The sequence below is a fragment of the Rhizobium sp. BT-226 genome (genome assembly GCF_025847085.2).
Lineage (GTDB): Bacteria > Pseudomonadota > Alphaproteobacteria > Rhizobiales > Rhizobiaceae > Rhizobium > Rhizobium sophorae.
Window position 1 is genome coordinate 704,232 of the sequence record NZ_JAOYTI010000003.1, and the last position, 14,543, is coordinate 718,774.

Annotated in this window: 17 protein-coding genes and 2 pseudogenes; 11 read left to right on the forward strand and 8 right to left on the reverse strand. The window is 61.2% G+C overall.

Annotated features, from left to right (window positions below):
* Positions 1-27: 27 nt before the first annotated feature.
* A complete protein-coding gene (locus OIU37_RS22890) occupies positions 28-411 on the reverse strand; it encodes a type II toxin-antitoxin system VapC family toxin (protein ID WP_264258721.1) in 384 nt (127 codons plus the stop codon).
* Positions 408-608, reverse strand: coding sequence for a type II toxin-antitoxin system VapB family antitoxin (locus OIU37_RS22895; protein WP_116680580.1), 201 nt, complete (start codon positions 606-608; stop codon positions 408-410). The genes OIU37_RS22890 and OIU37_RS22895 overlap by 4 nt, the downstream gene beginning before the upstream one ends.
* A 650-nt stretch (positions 609-1,258) precedes the next feature.
* Between OIU37_RS22895 and OIU37_RS22900 the strand changes: the two genes are divergently transcribed.
* Together OIU37_RS22900 and OIU37_RS22905 are read left to right on the forward strand one after the other, a co-directional pair.
* The gene (locus OIU37_RS22900; RefSeq protein ID WP_264258722.1) at positions 1,259-3,397 is read left to right on the forward strand and encodes a ParB/RepB/Spo0J family partition protein; all 2,139 of its coding nucleotides are present in this window, start codon (positions 1,259-1,261) and stop codon (positions 3,395-3,397) included.
* A gap of 116 nt (positions 3,398-3,513) precedes the next feature.
* Positions 3,514-4,704 (forward strand): DUF932 domain-containing protein, encoded by a 1,191-nt coding sequence (locus tag OIU37_RS22905; protein ID WP_264258723.1) that lies wholly within the window; start codon positions 3,514-3,516, stop codon positions 4,702-4,704.
* A gap of 281 nt (positions 4,705-4,985) precedes the next feature.
* Here the strand turns inward: OIU37_RS22905 and OIU37_RS22910 are convergent, their stop codons facing one another.
* A complete protein-coding gene (locus tag OIU37_RS22910) occupies positions 4,986-6,188 on the reverse strand; it encodes a DUF1173 domain-containing protein (protein WP_264258724.1) in 1,203 nt (400 codons plus the stop codon).
* Between the two features lie 131 nt (positions 6,189-6,319).
* A pseudogene (locus OIU37_RS22915) lies at positions 6,320-6,415 on the reverse strand (DUF4143 domain-containing protein); the annotation flags it as partial.
* 479 nt (positions 6,416-6,894) lie between these two features.
* Between OIU37_RS22915 and OIU37_RS22920 the strand changes: the two are divergent.
* The 4 genes from OIU37_RS22920 (at position 6,895) to OIU37_RS22935 (ending at position 10,071) form a co-directional block, all read left to right on the forward strand.
* On the forward strand, positions 6,895-7,932 hold the full coding sequence (locus tag OIU37_RS22920) for a toprim domain-containing protein (protein WP_240603591.1): 1,038 nt from the start codon (positions 6,895-6,897) through the stop codon (positions 7,930-7,932).
* A 322-nt stretch (positions 7,933-8,254) separates the two neighbouring features.
* Positions 8,255-9,196, forward strand: a complete 942-nt coding sequence (locus OIU37_RS22925) for a DUF2493 domain-containing protein (RefSeq protein ID WP_264258725.1) — start codon at positions 8,255-8,257, stop codon at positions 9,194-9,196.
* Between the two features lie 83 nt (positions 9,197-9,279).
* Positions 9,280-9,564 (forward strand): DUF1778 domain-containing protein, encoded by a 285-nt coding sequence (locus OIU37_RS22930; RefSeq protein WP_171603634.1) that lies wholly within the window; start codon positions 9,280-9,282, stop codon positions 9,562-9,564.
* Between the two features lie 3 nt (positions 9,565-9,567).
* A complete protein-coding gene (locus OIU37_RS22935) occupies positions 9,568-10,071 on the forward strand; it encodes a GNAT family N-acetyltransferase (RefSeq protein WP_171603635.1) in 504 nt (167 codons plus the stop codon).
* Positions 10,072-10,148: 77 nt separating this feature from the next.
* On the opposite strand, the gene OIU37_RS22940 is transcribed toward OIU37_RS22935, so the two are convergent.
* Genes OIU37_RS22940 through OIU37_RS22950 form a run of 3 tightly spaced genes read right to left on the reverse strand, consistent with a single transcriptional unit; the run spans position 10,149 to position 11,112 of the window.
* Positions 10,149-10,628, reverse strand: coding sequence for an antitoxin Xre/MbcA/ParS toxin-binding domain-containing protein (locus OIU37_RS22940; RefSeq protein WP_264258726.1), 480 nt, complete (start codon positions 10,626-10,628; stop codon positions 10,149-10,151).
* Positions 10,629-10,654: 26 nt separating this feature from the next.
* Complete coding sequence (locus OIU37_RS22945; RefSeq protein WP_171603637.1) at positions 10,655-10,834, reverse strand: hypothetical protein; 180 nt, start codon at positions 10,832-10,834, stop codon at positions 10,655-10,657.
* A complete protein-coding gene (locus tag OIU37_RS22950) occupies positions 10,831-11,112 on the reverse strand; it encodes a WGR domain-containing protein (protein WP_171603638.1) in 282 nt (93 codons plus the stop codon). The genes OIU37_RS22945 and OIU37_RS22950 overlap by 4 nt, the downstream gene beginning before the upstream one ends.
* Positions 11,113-11,740: 628 nt before the next feature.
* Between OIU37_RS22950 and OIU37_RS22955 the strand changes: the two genes are divergently transcribed.
* The 5 genes and pseudogenes from OIU37_RS22955 to OIU37_RS22975 all read left to right on the forward strand — a co-directional run bounded on the left by OIU37_RS22955 (position 11,741) and on the right by OIU37_RS22975 (position 14,172).
* The gene (locus OIU37_RS22955) at positions 11,741-12,064 is read left to right on the forward strand and encodes a DUF736 family protein (RefSeq protein WP_171603639.1); all 324 of its coding nucleotides are present in this window, start codon (positions 11,741-11,743) and stop codon (positions 12,062-12,064) included.
* Positions 12,065-12,381: 317 nt separating this feature from the next.
* A complete protein-coding gene (locus OIU37_RS22960) occupies positions 12,382-12,540 on the forward strand; it encodes a hypothetical protein (protein ID WP_264258727.1) in 159 nt (52 codons plus the stop codon).
* Positions 12,541-12,854: 314 nt separating this feature from the next.
* Positions 12,855-13,337, forward strand: coding sequence for a hypothetical protein (locus OIU37_RS22965; protein WP_264258728.1), 483 nt, complete (start codon positions 12,855-12,857; stop codon positions 13,335-13,337).
* Positions 13,338-13,499: 162 nt separating this feature from the next.
* Entirely contained in the window at positions 13,500-13,769 is a 270-nt protein-coding gene (locus OIU37_RS22970; protein WP_264258729.1) for a type II toxin-antitoxin system prevent-host-death family antitoxin, read from the forward strand.
* Positions 13,766-14,172, forward strand: a pseudogene (locus OIU37_RS22975) (hypothetical protein). Before OIU37_RS22970 ends, OIU37_RS22975 begins: the two are co-directional and overlap by 4 nt.
* Positions 14,173-14,192: 20 nt before the next feature.
* On the opposite strand, the gene OIU37_RS22980 reads toward OIU37_RS22975, so the two are convergent.
* On the reverse strand, positions 14,193-14,498 hold the full coding sequence (locus OIU37_RS22980) for a zinc ribbon domain-containing protein YjdM (protein ID WP_264258731.1): 306 nt from the start codon (positions 14,496-14,498) through the stop codon (positions 14,193-14,195).
* Positions 14,499-14,543: the final 45 nt, after the last annotated feature.

A 14,543-nucleotide genomic window follows, 5' to 3' on the forward strand; every position in this document is an offset into this window, starting at 1 on the left:
GGTCCCCGGGAGCGGTATATTAGCCATTCAGTTGGGCCTGTTGATCGATATGTATAGCGAAGCGCCCGCCTTTTCGGCCGCGGCCCTCAGGCGCTTGTCTCTAGTCCATAGGGCCGCGCGCCGGTCGAGAAGTACTGATGCCAGCAACTGGGCATCTGTGTAACCAATACCCATGCTGAAAATGCTGTGGCGATCGATCATTGTCATGACTTCTTCGTGCGTTGCGACAACCGCTGAGCGTTGAGCGGCTAGAAAAGCCAATACACTGTCGCGATCCCGAAGGCTGCCGAGCGCGAGTTCGCCGATTACGCTCGAGTGGCAAAGCAGGCAGTCGTCCTCAATAACCTTACGCAGCTCGGCATCGACATGGCGAAAATGATCAATCCAAATCGAGGTATCAGCTAGTATCACTTGGCGGCGGCGCTCCGGCGGCGCGGGGCTGCTTCGGCATCGGGCATGGTTCCTCCAAGCGCGATAAGGCGTTTTCCGGACTCTACACGAACAAGCGTCTCCAACGCTTGGCGCACGAGAGCCGCCGTTTCCTTGGTGCCAGTTAATGACCTGGCCTTTTCCATAAGCGTGTCGTCGAGGTTGATAGTCGATCTCATGACCTGCCTTCCTTGTTGAGGCGCAAAAACTAGCACCAATTGGTGAAACAATCCACGCCTAATTTCCGGCCCCATGTATTCGCAGTCCGATGAATGAGCCGCACGACACAGTAAATTCTCGGACAACCGGACGTCCGCGACCTAATCCGTTGGCAGTTGATGCAACAGGTTCGGACGTTGATTGCCATTGCTTCTCCGGGCGCGTCACATTGCCTGCCACCTAGGAGGAGCTTCATGCATACTGGGAGCGCTAAAGCGAGCCGGAACCGAGCCGGCCGCCGCAGGGAGTGGATCGGTGCCTGCGTGCCACTTGGGCAGCGAAGAATAGTGCGGTTCCATAAAAAGGCGTTATGCCCCGAAGTCCGTCCGGGTAAGGCGTCGCCGGTTCAGATCCCTTCAAGGCAAACCACCGTAATCCGCCACTCGATGGGGTTGCGGGAGTAGCCTCTATCTCCCTCCCAATCGATTGGCGGCAGAAGTCCGAAAGCATGCGGAACAAGGGAAGATCGCGGCGGATCAACATCCCGCCACGTGCAGGGCGCAAAACTTGAGGGAGCGAGCTGGGAGAGAGGGAGAGGCGGGAAAGGGATTCCGTGACGGGTTAGGAGGTTCGGAGAGAGGCTCCGGCCGGCCCGCCACGGAGAAATGAAATGGCAAAGGCCGTTCAGAAGATCACCCTGAACCGATCGGAAGATATTCCTTTCGACAAGCTCGAACTCTCGCAGAGCAACGTCCGCAACATCAAGGCGGGTGTTTCCATCGAAAATCTGGCGGAAGATATCGCTCGCCGCAAACTCCTGCAAAGCCTCAGTGTTCGCCCGATCCTCGACAGGGACGGTAAGGAGACCGGCAGGTTCGACGTCCCCGCGGGCGGCCGGCGATATCGCGCTCTCGAGTTGCTCGTCTCGCAGAAGCGCATGGCAAGGACGGAACCTGTGCCCTGCATCGTCAAGCGGGACGGTGAGATCTCCGCCGAAGACGATTCTCTCGCCGAAAACGTACATCGCGCCGATCTTCATCCGCTCGACCAATACCGTGCTTTCCAGACGCTTCGCGAACAGGGTCTCGGCGAAGAAGAAATCGCCGCTCGCTTCTTCGTCTCGGTTGCGACGGTCCGACAGCGCCTGCGGCTGGCTTCCGTGTCGCCGCGACTGCTTGATCTCTATGCTGGAGACGAGATGAAGCTCGAACAGATCATGGCTTTCTCGATTACCAATGATCATGTTCGGCAGGAGCAGGTTTGGGACACGATCTCGCGCCAACACATCCGGGACACTTATTACATCCGCAGGCTCCTCACCGAGACGACCATCCGCGCAGGGGATCGCCGGGCGGTCTATGTCGGCATCGAGGTCTATGAAGCGGTCGGTGGCATTGTGATGCGCGACCTCTTTGAGCAGGACAACGGCGGCTGGCTACAGCACCCGGTTCTGCTCGAACAGCTCGTTGTCGAGAAGCTGAAGGCGGACGCCGAAGCCCTGAAGGCGGAGGAGGGCTGGAAGTGGGTCGAGGCTGCTTTCGACTTTCCCTATGGCCACACATCGGGTCTTCGCCGCTTCCATGGTAAACAGCGGGAACTCAGCGAGGAGGAACTTGCTCGTCACGATGCGCTGAAGGACGAGGCCGACAAGCTCGATGCCGAATATGCCAAAGCCGAAGTCTCTTCCGAAGATATCGAGCACCGGCTCGAGGAACTCGGAAGCGAGCTCGATCAGCTGAATGATCGGCCCTATGTCTTCGACCGTCAAGACGTCGCCCGCGGTGGCGCCTTCATCTCCCTTGCCGCCAATGGCGAGTTGAAAATCGAGCGTGGCTTCGTCCGGCCCGAGGATGAGCCGCAGGTCGAAGGACACAGCGATGACGCGGAAGCGGGCAACGGCGATATCGGCGGCAACGTTATTGGATCATCGTCCGCGGGTGGCATCTCGGTGAACAGCAAGCCAGTCTCAGGTGACCCGGTGGAGGACGAGGACGACACGCTGCGGCCGCTCTCCGATCGTCTGGTGCTCGACCTGACGGCGACCCGCACGGTGGCGCTGCGCAATGCGCTCGCCAGCGATCCGGTCATCGCTTTCGTGGCGGTTTTGCATGCCTTCGTCCTGAAGACCTTCTATCTCTACGGCTCGGATTCATGCTTGGAGCTGACGCTGCAGAGCGCCAAGTTCAGCCAGACTCAGGGTCTCGGCGATACGGTCTGGGCAAAGGAGATCGATCAGCGGCACGAGGCATGGGGCCAGGATCTGCCGAAAAACCCTGACAACCTCTGGGGCTATCTAGTCGCGCTCGACGAGATCAGCCGGCAGGCGCTCTTCGCCCATTGTGCTTCCTTGTCCGTCAACGCGGTCATCGAGCCATGGAATAAGCGCACGCGTGCGATCGCCCATGCCGAACAAATCGCTCGCTCGATCGGTTTCGACATGGTCGAGGCCGGCTGGGCGCCGACGGTCGACAACTATCTCGGCCGGGTCACCAAGGCGAACATCCTGCAGGCGGTTCGCGAGGCCAAGGGCGAACAGTCCACCCAACTCGTCGACCATCTGAAGAAGCAGGATATGGCGCGCGAAGCCGAGCGCCTGCTTCAAGGGAGCGGTTGGCTCCCCGGACCGCTCCGGACATCAGTCGATGCGGCTTCGGCCGATAATCTTGCGGCGGCGGTCGACAAAGCAAGCGACGACACCTCTGAGGCAGGAAGCAACGATCTTCCGGCCTCTCTGACGGAGGATGCAGATCTCGGCGATCCGAACCAGGCGGCGCAGCAAAGCGCCGGCTATCTCGACGCCGCCGAATAGACTCCACGCCTGATCATCGCAGCCCGGCGCCATCGCCGGGCTGTCTGTCCATCCGGTTCCCATCTCAACACTGCCAGGCCACCGCGCCGGGCTCTTTCGTTTCAGGAGACAACATCATGAACACGACCCTTCCTACTCCCAATCCGGTTTCGTCCGGCTTCAAGGTCGATATCTCGCGCGGCCAGCGCATCGGCCGGGTTTCGTCCGAATGGTTCTCGCGGCCGGACGACGAACGGTATCTGTCGCTTTCCGAACTCCACCATGCGGTCAAGGCGCGGGCCGATCATGCTCGTGCGCGAACGGTGGAAAGCTCTGCCATCAGGGTCGAAGCCACCCGTGACAACGTCGAGCGCCTCGAGCTCATTGTCCCCGGTGACCGGCAGGCGATCGCGCCGACGCATTGGAGCTACGGTCAGCTATGCAGCTTGGTTGGAGCCCCAGCGACCTACATGCGCCAACTACCCGCGCCGCTCGCGGCCATCAATCTGCAGCACGGCTTGCTCAATCACCGTGCGGAGCTGGTGAAAACCCTGGAGATGAATGACGGCCGCGTCGAGCTTCGGGCGGTCACCGGTCCCGAATACGGTCGTATCTGGGACCACGAACTTGTGTCGGCGGTGATGAAGATTGCCGGCAATGGGACCGGCGACACCATCTGGAAGGTTCCCGGCCTTCTCGACTGGTCGAGCATGACCCACAATCCCTTCGTGGACATCACCAAGGATACGACGACCCTCTATGCGAGCGATCGCGATGTTTTCGTGTTCCTTGTCGATGACACCCATCCGATCGAGGCGGGCCGGTTGCCGAATGGCGACCCGGATCTCTTCTTCCGCGGATTTTATGCATGGAATTCCGAGGTCGGATCGAGGACGCTCGGCATCGCGTCATTCTATCTGCGCGCGGTCTGCGCCAATCGCAACATCTGGGGCTCGGAAAATTTCGAGGAGATCAGCATCCGCCATTCCAAGTTCGCAACCGAGCGTTTCGCGCATGAGGCAGCGCCGGCGCTGACAAGCTTTGCCAACTCCTCGCCGGCAGCCTTCGTTGCCGGCATCCGGGCATCTCGCGAACGCATCGTCGCGCGCAACGACGAGGATCGCCAGACTTTCCTGCGCCGGCGCGGCTTCTCGAAATCGGAAACCGACAAGGTCATCGACATGGTCCTGTCCGAAGAGGGGCATCCACCGGAAAGCGTGTTCGACTTCGTTCAGGGCATCACCGCGCTGGCACGCGACAAGACCTATCAGGACACTCGCCTCGAAATCGAAGGCAAGGCGAAGAAGCTTCTTGAAAGTGCGAGCTGAGCCCGCCCCGGCCCGTATCAACGCCGTCAAGCGACAATGCAGGCGGCCGAGAACCTCACTCGAAGTTCGTTGCTGACACAGAAAATCGGGCCACTGGAAGACCAGGGCCCTTTACGGTGTGAAGGTCAATAACCTCCAGAGGGGAATGGCTGACGCGAGGGCACTGGGAGGAAAACCATGAGCTGCATCAGATGAAGGCAATATGCATGGACGGAGCCCATGCTGATGGCTTCTTCGTACGCTTCGCCAGCATAGGCGCACCGATGCAGAGCTGCTGGCGGTCACGGTAGGCGCGGCATTTCTCCTTCGGCGACGCGCCAGATCCATGGCGTCATCTCCCGTCTCGCGGCAATCATCTCATTCAGGGCGAGTTCGTAGTCTTCGTCGGCACCTGTCGGGACGATGAACATCGCGACGGGCGCCGGGCGTTGTTCCGGCAGGGTGACCGAGACCACCGGTTGCTCTCGCGAAAGATTGAAGCGCAGGCCTTTCACGCTCTTTCGCTTCAGCCTTGAAAGCCGTTCCAGGAGACGTTGCTCATGGATGCTCTCGAACGGGATCCAGTTCTCGTTGACCACCATCATGGCGATCTCCTCAATGGACGCGATCCCCGCGGCCGATATTCCGAAGGTGGCGATCATGATCAGATGGTAGTGTTCACTCGACCGCCAGAGCTCGAGCTCCGTCTCGTATCTGGCGCTCAACCGCTTCCATGTCCCGTCCTCAATCATGAAGGGGAAGGGGAGATGGCGAACGACGATTTTCTGACCGCCGCGAGCCGGAGTGAACTCCTTCACCTCCGCCACAGTCATCATCAGCTTCCGGGGCCTGGGCCCGGGGCCGGGGCCGGGGGCATGGGCAGTGGTCAAAGCTGCTGCCCGCCGCGAGGCTATTCCCTCGCGGTCCTCCTGATAAAAAACTTCCGGCACGAATAGAATGTCACTCAACGGTTCGCCGCGCGCGGTCATCTGTGAGGCGGCGTTTATGAGGCTCGTCCGCACCCGGCCCCAGCCGCGTTTGCCGGCCCATGACGAGCGCCATTCCGTCAGTTCTCCCGCTTCCCAGAGATAGTGGAGGACGGCGCGCAACGTGAGCCTCTTTGTCTCATTGCGCAGCGCCGGCTCAGTTGCGTCCGTGGAGGAAGCGGGCGCGCTACGAGCGCCTTTCTTCGTCAGGGGAAAATCCAGCTGCAGCGCAGCCTTTCCACTCGTGTCGATCTGGATCGCGTTGCCGATCAAGGATCCCAACCCTGATAATTCGTAGGGCGGTTCGTAGGACGGACATGCGGAGTCATGGTCCCGCCCCGAAAGCGGCATGCGCTTGATGACATAAAGATCGTCTACGCGAGCAATGTACATGGGAAGCGGCGGCTCTTTGCATCGGCAAAGTGGCCGCAGCTTCTGCGCGTAAGCATGTTCGAGCCGGACCGGAAGCTCGGGAGCGTCCCCATCGAACACCTGTCCGCCAATCAAAAACTGTCGCACATCGCCCCCATGAGGGTCTCTCCGGACCGGCTGACTAAAACCACCTGCGAATAGGTAGCACGAACTCTTCCAATTATACTATCTTAAAATAGGCAGTATATCGGTTGTACGTCCGAGCGATTGGAAACGGGTCATCGCCAAAGCCAGGAGAGAGGCGCTGCGGCAAACCGGTCGCCGACGGGGACGACATCGGTGCCGTCATAAAGGACGACTCCGAAGGGGAATTTCTAAATTGGAAGTCAACAAGCTGTTGATTGGAAGTCATAGATCCGAAATCTGGAAGTTGGCAACCGCATGAACTTTCCGCTGCGGACCAGCAGGACGCAGGCGCGCGGCCGTAGCGGAAGGGTAAGAGACGAGCCGGGAAAGGTTGGCTTGCCGGGGCTTGGAGAGTGCCAGGCAAGTCGGTCCATCCCTCGCTCTCAACAGGGTTCCTATGAATGTAATCACTTCTCCGACCGCCGATGAGTCTGCTTCTGCTCCCTTGTCATCCGATCGCGCCAGCCGCACTGGTCGCATTTTCAACGCAGCCAAAGTGGTGGTGCAGCTTCTCAGGCAGCGACCATCAATCTCGATCGACGGCAGTGGCATCACAGCAAATATCTTTTGCGCCAGCGACCCTGCGGATGAGCCTCCGATCCTCGCCCGGCTGATGCAGCGCCATCGCCTTATCGCTGTCGCCAGCCGGTCATGACGGAGGTTGGCCATGTTATCCGCTTCCGAACTGGCGGACCGTCTTGCGCGCAATGCCGAGGCGGTCTGCCGTCACTATCTCTCCGCCGGCCGTCGGGCCGGCAATTACTGGATCGTTGGTGATGTTGCCAACAGCAAAGGCCGGTCGCTTTACGTACGTCTCTCCGGTTCTCGTGCCGGACATTGGACGGATGCGGCGACCGGCCAGTATGGCGACCTTCTCGATCTCGTGCGGGAAACCTCCGGGCTGGTCGACTTCTGCGATGTCGCCGACGAGGCTCGCCATTTCCTCAGCCTTCCCCAACCCGAACCGGTTTCGTCCCGTAGGGGCGAGGCCTCCGACCACCCGCCGATCGATAGACCGGCGGCGGAACGTGCAAGGCGGCTGTTTCGCATGACACAGCCGCTCATGGGAACGCTGGGCGACAGCTATCTGCGCCAGCGCGCTATCCTGCGGGCGTCTCTCCATCCCGCCCTGCGCTTCCACCCGTCCTGCTACTATCGGGATTTCGTGACCGGCCTGACGACCAGTTACCCGGCGCTCGTCGCCGCTGTGACCGATCGCTTCGGGCAGATCACCGGCGTGCATCGCACATGGCTCGATCCCGACGGAGACGGCAAGGCGAAGGTCGAGGATGCCCGCCGCGCGCTCGGCGGTCTTCTCGGCAATGCCGTGCGCTTTGGCTTTCCGCCCCATCAGCTCGTGCCTGTCATGGTCGCAGGCGAAGGCCTGGAATCGATCCTGTCGCTATCCCATGTGATGCCCGCGATGCCGATGGTCGCCGCGCTCACCGCCAACCACCTCGCGGCCTTCTTGCCGCCGGCGGGGTGCCTGCGCCTGTATATCGCCGGCGATGCCGATGCCGCTGGCCGGTACGGGATCGAAGGGTTGAGCCGCCGCGCGCAGGCGCTCGGCATCCTGCCACTCGTGCTCGCCCCTGAACTCGGCGACTTCAACGAGGATCTGCGCTGGCTCGGCCCGGACCGGCTGACGGCGAACTTGCGGGCGCAGCTCGTTCCGGAGGATGCGATGGTCTTTCTGCCGGCATGAGATGGGCCGAAAAGGCCGGCGGCGGTAGGGGCGACGCAGTTGGGAAGGCCTTTCCATGGGCACTTCCTTCGGGTGGGCGCGCGCCCGCGGGCCTGCCGAGAGGCGACCCTTACCACGCGGCGGCCTGGCCTTCAGCGGGTCACTCAGGTTTCTTCCCCGCGCCGGCTTTGCCGGCGCTCCTCGCGGGTCAAGAAACCTTCTCGTCCCCGCCCGGCGCTACGCTGGGCCGCGGCACGTCGCGCCGCGGTTCCGGCCCGTCTCCGCGTGAACAGGGTTCGCCGTCAGGCCGCGAGAGGCGCGGCCACAACCGACGGAGACCATCATGAACTTGCCCCTTCCCATCGACGACCGCTTCGAGCCCCACCACGTTTCTTCCCCGACCGACCGTTTCATCTACGAAATGCAGATCTACGGCCACCGCCCTTTTCAGGACGAGCCCGATCCGCGGCCGCTCCCGGAAGAGCCGGTCGTTCAGTCGGCGCTGACCGCGATCTTCGACGCCCTGTTCGAGATGCTCGGCGACACGCGGTTGGAACCCGATCTCGAAGATCTGCTCTGGTCGACGGTCAACCTCTTCCACCGGGCCGGCGAGCGCATCCAGCGCGAACTTCAGCGAAACGAGGATGCGCAACGTTCCGGACAGCGGGAGCAGGACGGCTCGGAGGTCAAGAGCGTCGAGCTCGAGCGCCTGATCGCCGAAGGCATCACGTTTCTCGAGCGCCGCAACGCCTTCGAGTTCATGCGCGACTACGCAGCCGACCTCTTCGAGGCGAAGACCGGTTCGGCCTGGCGGCCCCGCACCGGCTCCAAAGTCAGCCATGCCAACATGACGGCGGCAATGATCGACTCCAGAGACTTCCTTTCCGCCCGCCGCCGTGTCGAGACCGAGGTGCTGATCCCGACCGGGACCAAGATCGCTTTCTCCGGCGGCATGGACTACAACGATCACCAACGCATCTGGGCGAAGCTCGACCAGGCACACCTGAAGCATCCCGATATGATCCTGCTCCACGGTGGCGCGCCGAAAGGCGCCGAGCGTATCGCCGCCTGCTGGGCAGAGGCTCGCAAGGTGACGCAGATCACCTTCAAGCCGAACTGGATAAAGCACGCCAAGGCCGCTCCCTTTCGCCGCAATGATGAGATGCTCTCGGTCATGCCGACCGGCGTCATCGTCTTTCCCGGCTCCGGCATCACAGGCAATCTCGCCGACAAGGCACGTCGTCTCGGCATCCCGGTCTGGCAGGCCGCGGAGGATGGCGCCTGAGCGCCATGTCCTTCGTGCCTGACGATCCTTGCAATGTAATGCGTTCTGCATTACATTCAGCTTCATCCAGTAAGGAACCAAACATGGCCGCTACCAGTGCTCGAAAGGAAACGCCCGTTTCCATGCGCTTCCGCGATGATGATCTCGCGATCATCGATCGGGGAGCGGCGCTGACCGGGCTATCCCGGACCGAGTTCATGCGCCGCGCTGCGGTGCAGGAAGCGCAGACGGCTATCCTCAACGAGAGTGTCATTCGCGTTTCCGCTGATGCCTTCGAAGCTTTTGTTGCGGCGATCGAAGCGCCGTCGGCCGCTGCGCCCGCCAAGGTGGCCGAGCGCCTGCAGCGTCAATCGCCCTGGGAACATTGAGCTTTGGGCCTGTCGCAGATCGAACCGCTTGCGGAGCGTCATCGCCTGGAGTCGTTCAGCTGTGGCAAGCCTGCGCTCGACGCCTGGCTTGCGACCTTTGCCCGATCGAACCACCAGCACGGTTTTACGAGGGTGTTCGTCATCCATGACAACGACGTGGTCGTCGGCTATTATGGACTTGCCCCGACGGTCATCGCGCCAAATGTCGTGACCCGAAAGATCCGAACGGGCCGTCCACCCGATCCGATCCCGTGTCTACTCATTGGTCAGCTGGCAGTCGATCGCCGCCATGTCGGTCGAGGTATCGGCACGGCCCTCGTCAAGGATGCCTTTCGCCGCTGCGTCGCCGGCGCCGATCTGGTTGGCGGGCGAGCGATTGTCGTTCGTGCCGTCGATGAAGAGGCGGAGCGCTTTTGGCAGAGCTGGGGCTTCATTCCGTCGCTCGACAACCAATCCATCCTCCTGCGGTCGATGACCGACATCAGAGCATGGATAGGGGCCCTCTAGACAGATACTCGATCTGCAGCGCCTGGTCCCATGCGTCGCCATGCGACCAGCTCGGTCCCCCGAGCGTCGCAGAAATGTCATGCACAGACACTGTGTTCGAGGCGATCGAGATGATCTACGACAAGCTCTACGCCAGCGGGCGTCCCGAGAAGGTCGATCGGGCGGTGCTGGTTTAGTCCGACCACCGGACGTGTCAGCCATCGTTCGGCTTCTGCCTGCGATCCGAAGATATCCGTTGCCCTTACGAGGATCTTGGCGAATTTCCACAAGCGGCCGCTCTGTTCACGGCTGAGCGGCTTGGAAGGGTTGTCCTTCCGCTGCTGCCAGGTTCGCAGGCTCATACCCACCGTCTTTTCGAGGAACTCGCTCTTGCCGATGACCACGAGCCTGCCGACAAGCTGATCCAGCGCGGAAGCAGGCAGGCCGCACAAGAGCAGTTCGTGGGCGTCGAGCACATCGGTCAGGCGACGCGCTAGGATGCCCGAGCCGCCGAGCAATGCTTCGATTTTTTGCAGTTTATAGCCGCTTGCTGCTAAGGAAGGTGCGTTGACGGCCATGATCTTCCTCTCGCATGATCTATCGCTCACCATACGTCATGTGTCGCGGTCGATTCAAGGATCGAGGGTGCATCCGGCGTATTCGCCGGACCGGGCTCTATTTCGCCGATGCGCCGGCTCCACGAAGCCTGCGGTGCAGTCTTCGCGCCTGAACGCGTGACGATCCCTTGCGCGGCGATGACCAAGCTGTTCTGGCGAACGATCATGTCTTCTCCGCCGGCATCGTAGCTTCGGTCGGTCTATAGCCCTTCCGATGCTTCCGGCGTGCAAGATCGAGAAAATGCACCACGGCTTCCTGTTCGGTTCCGAATACGTCGGTCCTCTCACCGCCACGCCTGCCGATCCGTCCCCAGCTACGCACGACCGCGGTTTCGCCAAACAAGGTCAGCTGGATCCCAAGCATGTAATAGCGCGCCATATTCCGGCTGGCATCAATTCGCTGGAAATGCAGGTGGAACGACATTCGGCTCATGTCGGGAATCATTTCTGCGGGGACCGGCCCTGTCCAACGAGAGTTTTGAATCCTTTGCGGCCGATGGATTCCGTTTTGTGATGTGTTGGCGCGTCATGGGCACTGCAAAGAATCCTCGATGAAGCCGGTCCCGATCGGTCGAGGCGGCCTAGGCGCCGAGGGTTGGGTGTCCGGCGGAATACTGTCGGATCCGTCAACGGCGCTGCCGAGTGTGTGGCCAAGGATCACGTATTCGATCTCGGAGTGAACAACTCCATTCGGCATTGCCGCACGACCTGCAGGCGCGGATGCGATCACGCTCGGTCCCGCCGGGCGACAACGTATGATGAGAGCAGCTGGCGGGCGAATCTCGCTTGCGGTGGTAAAAGGCGCGCGGGGGGGTGCGCAGAATGGCGGCGAGGCATTCCGAGAGCTTGGCCCTCTCGCGCAGCGCCGGATCGGGCTGCCATGATGGTTTGTCCCGCCCTTCGGTCGCACGAGACCATTTCCGTTCTCCATGTCGCCTTTCTAAGGGACCGGCCGCCATCAGCGTCAACCCGCAAGGGGTTCCCCTGCGCTGGCGCTCCGGTGACGCCTGCGGCTCGGCCCCTTCTTCGGGCGCCATCGGGAATGGTCCCGAGCAACCGAAGGAGACAATACCATGGCCACCACGATCGCAACCCTGACGCAGAAGACCGACGGCAGCTTCGAAGGCATCTTCGCCACCATCCGGGTCAATGCCCCGATCGCCATCGTCCCGAACGCCAGCAAGTCGAGCGAGGAAGCGCCCGACTACCGCATCATCCACCGCAAGACCGGCTTCGAGATCGGCGCAGGCTGGAACCGGATCGCCCGCCTGACCGGCGAGGAATACCTCTCCGTTAAGCTGGAGGCTCCAGAAATCGGAGTGATCTTCGGCAACCTCGCACAAGCCCCCGGCGGTGAGCCGAACCGCAAGGTTATCCTCTGGAACAACCCGAACTGAACGACCAGCAGTCGGCCCCGAGGGATCGGGGCCGACTTCCGCGGTGTCGGCACCTGAGGCGGCCGGCTTTGCCCGCCGCCTGTTTTCTGGTGCCAAACGAAACGTGGATTGGCTGCTCAGATCGCCAAGTCTGCCATGAGGACCGTGCCGCCTCAAGGTCGCGCGGCCCCTCCAATATTGCCTCCGCTGCGTTGCACTCCGCTCCGACAAAATCGGCACCTCCGCGCGCCGGCTCCGCCGGTCGCTGACGCGAACCTTGACCCGGCACGGTCCTCACGACCGCCGGCATCATCTTTCACGTCAACAAGGAGATGACGATGACGAACGAAAACGCCTTCAACATCGAATGCACCATCGAGGAACTGCGCCTTGAATCCCGAGAAGCGCCGACCGCGGAGGAGCGTCGTCGCATCGAGGCGGAGCTGGAAACCGCGCGCGCCGAACTTGCAAATCTGGCCGGGGAGGAGCTGCCGTGAGGCAGCTCTTTCCTCATTGTACACGAGGCAACCAGGCCGGATCGACCGGCCTGGCTGCCTATCAGGGGTTCCCTCGACACTCCCGCCGGCTGCCGCCGGAAACAGTCGCGCCCCTTCGGGGCCGCGGGTCTCTTCTCTCTCTGACGTCCAATTTTACTCCAGCAAATCCGGCGTCAAGGACGGCGCGGTCTCCCCCAATTTTGCCGCAAGCGACAAAATCGGTTCCCCCGCTTGCAAGCCGCGTTCCGCGGTCCTTGACCCCTCTTTGCCAAGGAGTGGCCGATCTCCGTCATCAAGATGAAGGAGATCACATTATGACAAGCGATCAGAACCTCATGCTCTACACCAAGCTTGCCGGCTTTCGGCTTGTTGTCCTCGCAAACCGCTTCGGCTGCGACAGCGATTTCTCGCGAGAGCTTCACGATCGCCTAGTTGAAGGGCTCGACGCGGCAATCGCCCGGGTCCAGGTGATGATGGCATTGGAACGACTTGTTCTCACCGGAGAGGATGAATTCGCCGAATATCGGCTGGAGGGTGAGAACGAGATTTTCGGGCGCTACGCCATCAATCTGCTCGACGATCTCGAAATCGATCCCGGCACCCACGAATACCGCATCAACGGCGGTGGCTGGATCAACGCCTTGACGGCGGATGACAGTGGGGTCGAGGTCCGGTTTCCGACATTGGTGGGGTTGAACGACGAAGAATTCGGTCCACTGGCATCGATTACTAAGGATATCACCTCGGCAACGGGTATCCCCGTTCATGCGGTGCGCGCCATTCACCCCTCGTGGTAAAGGCACTTCAGATGCAGAGAGGCGGCTGCGGCCGGCCGCCTCTCAACTACGCTGGCCTCGGCGTTGCGAACTGAGTAACAATTCGCGCAACGCCACTGAGAAAATTGCAGCATTGTTGGAGATGTTGTATATTACAACAAATACAGCAACAGGGAAATCCACATGTCTAAGTCAAGCGGTTCCTATTCAACCAGCGATCTCTCACGTAAATCTGGCGACATCATTGCCGAGGCCCTGCGCCATCCAGTGACCATCACCCAGCGGAATAAACCCCGACTAGTCCTGCTCAATATCGAAGACTACCAGCGGCTGACGAAGCAGTCGGACCGGCGCACCGCCGGGACCATCGAAACGATATCCGATGAATTGTTTGCCGAGTTCGAAAACGCCGTCGAAACCTACGCCGGCGAGGACGAGGCCGGCCGGTCATGAACTACGAGCTGATCCAGACCGCAAGCGTCATACGTTATCCCTACCTATGGGCGAGAGAGGCTGGGCGTGGAGAGGTCGCAAGGAGCGGCCGGTCGCCGTCGGCGTCAGAATGCCGCGACCCGACGGTGATCTGGTTCTCTTCTTTCCCATCACCACCAAGCAGCCGGAGGCGTCGCGGTTTGCCGTGGAGGTGCCGGCTATCGAAAAGCGCCGCGCGGGTCTCGATGCCGATCGCAGGCTTTGGATCATCTTCGATGAGTTCAATACCGATATCGTCGGAAACTCGTTCTATCTTGAGCCTGAGCCGCCAACCGGCCGCTTCAGCAAGGCTTTCTTCCTGCCGTTGCTGCATGAGTTCATCAGTCGCCGCAAGTCGGCCACGGAAGTCAGCCGATTCCGCTGAGCAGGTCCTGAGAACTTGGATTAGCGTTTGCGCACGAACTCGGTGCGCAGAACGAGACCCTTGATTCCGTCATGACGGCAATCGATCTCCTCGGGATTATCGGTGAGGCGGATCGATCTGATGACGGTGCCCTGTTTCAGCGTCTGGCCGGCTCCCTTGACCTTCAAATCCTTGATGACGGTGACGGAGTCACCATCGGCAAGAACATTGCCGCTTGCGTCCCGAACGACCGCGTCATTGCTGCCGGCGGATGCTGCCACCTCTGAAGCCGGACGCCATTCGCCTGTCACTTCATCATAGATGTATTCGTCGTTGTCAGCGGCCATGCTCGTCTCGGTTCCTCAGAAGTGCTTCGGCGCCTCTCGTGCGGG

What these genes read in the sequence shown, in the direction of transcription:
- OIU37_RS22950 (WP_171603638.1), bottom strand. Translation starts at nt 11,112, where the DNA reads ATGATTCCCGACATGAGCCGAATGTCGTTCCACCTGCATTTCCAGCGA.
- OIU37_RS22900 (WP_264258722.1), top strand. Translation starts at nt 1,259, where the DNA reads ATGGCAAAGGCCGTTCAGAAGATCACCCTGAACCGATCGGAAGATATT.
- OIU37_RS22925 (WP_264258725.1), top strand. Translation starts at nt 8,255, where the DNA reads ATGAACTTGCCCCTTCCCATCGACGACCGCTTCGAGCCCCACCACGTT.
- OIU37_RS22920 (WP_240603591.1), top strand. Translation starts at nt 6,895, where the DNA reads ATGTTATCCGCTTCCGAACTGGCGGACCGTCTTGCGCGCAATGCCGAG.
- OIU37_RS22980 (WP_264258731.1), bottom strand. Translation starts at nt 14,498, where the DNA reads ATGGCCGCTGACAACGACGAATACATCTATGATGAAGTGACAGGCGAA.
- OIU37_RS22970 (WP_264258729.1), top strand. Translation starts at nt 13,500, where the DNA reads ATGTCTAAGTCAAGCGGTTCCTATTCAACCAGCGATCTCTCACGTAAA.
- OIU37_RS22895 (WP_116680580.1), bottom strand. Translation starts at nt 608, where the DNA reads ATGAGATCGACTATCAACCTCGACGACACGCTTATGGAAAAGGCCAGG.
- OIU37_RS22905 (WP_264258723.1), top strand. Translation starts at nt 3,514, where the DNA reads ATGAACACGACCCTTCCTACTCCCAATCCGGTTTCGTCCGGCTTCAAG.
- OIU37_RS22955 (WP_171603639.1), top strand. Translation starts at nt 11,741, where the DNA reads ATGGCCACCACGATCGCAACCCTGACGCAGAAGACCGACGGCAGCTTC.
- OIU37_RS22960 (WP_264258727.1), top strand. Translation starts at nt 12,382, where the DNA reads ATGACGAACGAAAACGCCTTCAACATCGAATGCACCATCGAGGAACTG.
- OIU37_RS22930 (WP_171603634.1), top strand. Translation starts at nt 9,280, where the DNA reads ATGGCCGCTACCAGTGCTCGAAAGGAAACGCCCGTTTCCATGCGCTTC.
- OIU37_RS22945 (WP_171603637.1), bottom strand. Translation starts at nt 10,834, where the DNA reads ATGATCGTTCGCCAGAACAGCTTGGTCATCGCCGCGCAAGGGATCGTC.
- OIU37_RS22965 (WP_264258728.1), top strand. Translation starts at nt 12,855, where the DNA reads ATGACAAGCGATCAGAACCTCATGCTCTACACCAAGCTTGCCGGCTTT.
- OIU37_RS22940 (WP_264258726.1), bottom strand. Translation starts at nt 10,628, where the DNA reads ATGGCCGTCAACGCACCTTCCTTAGCAGCAAGCGGCTATAAACTGCAA.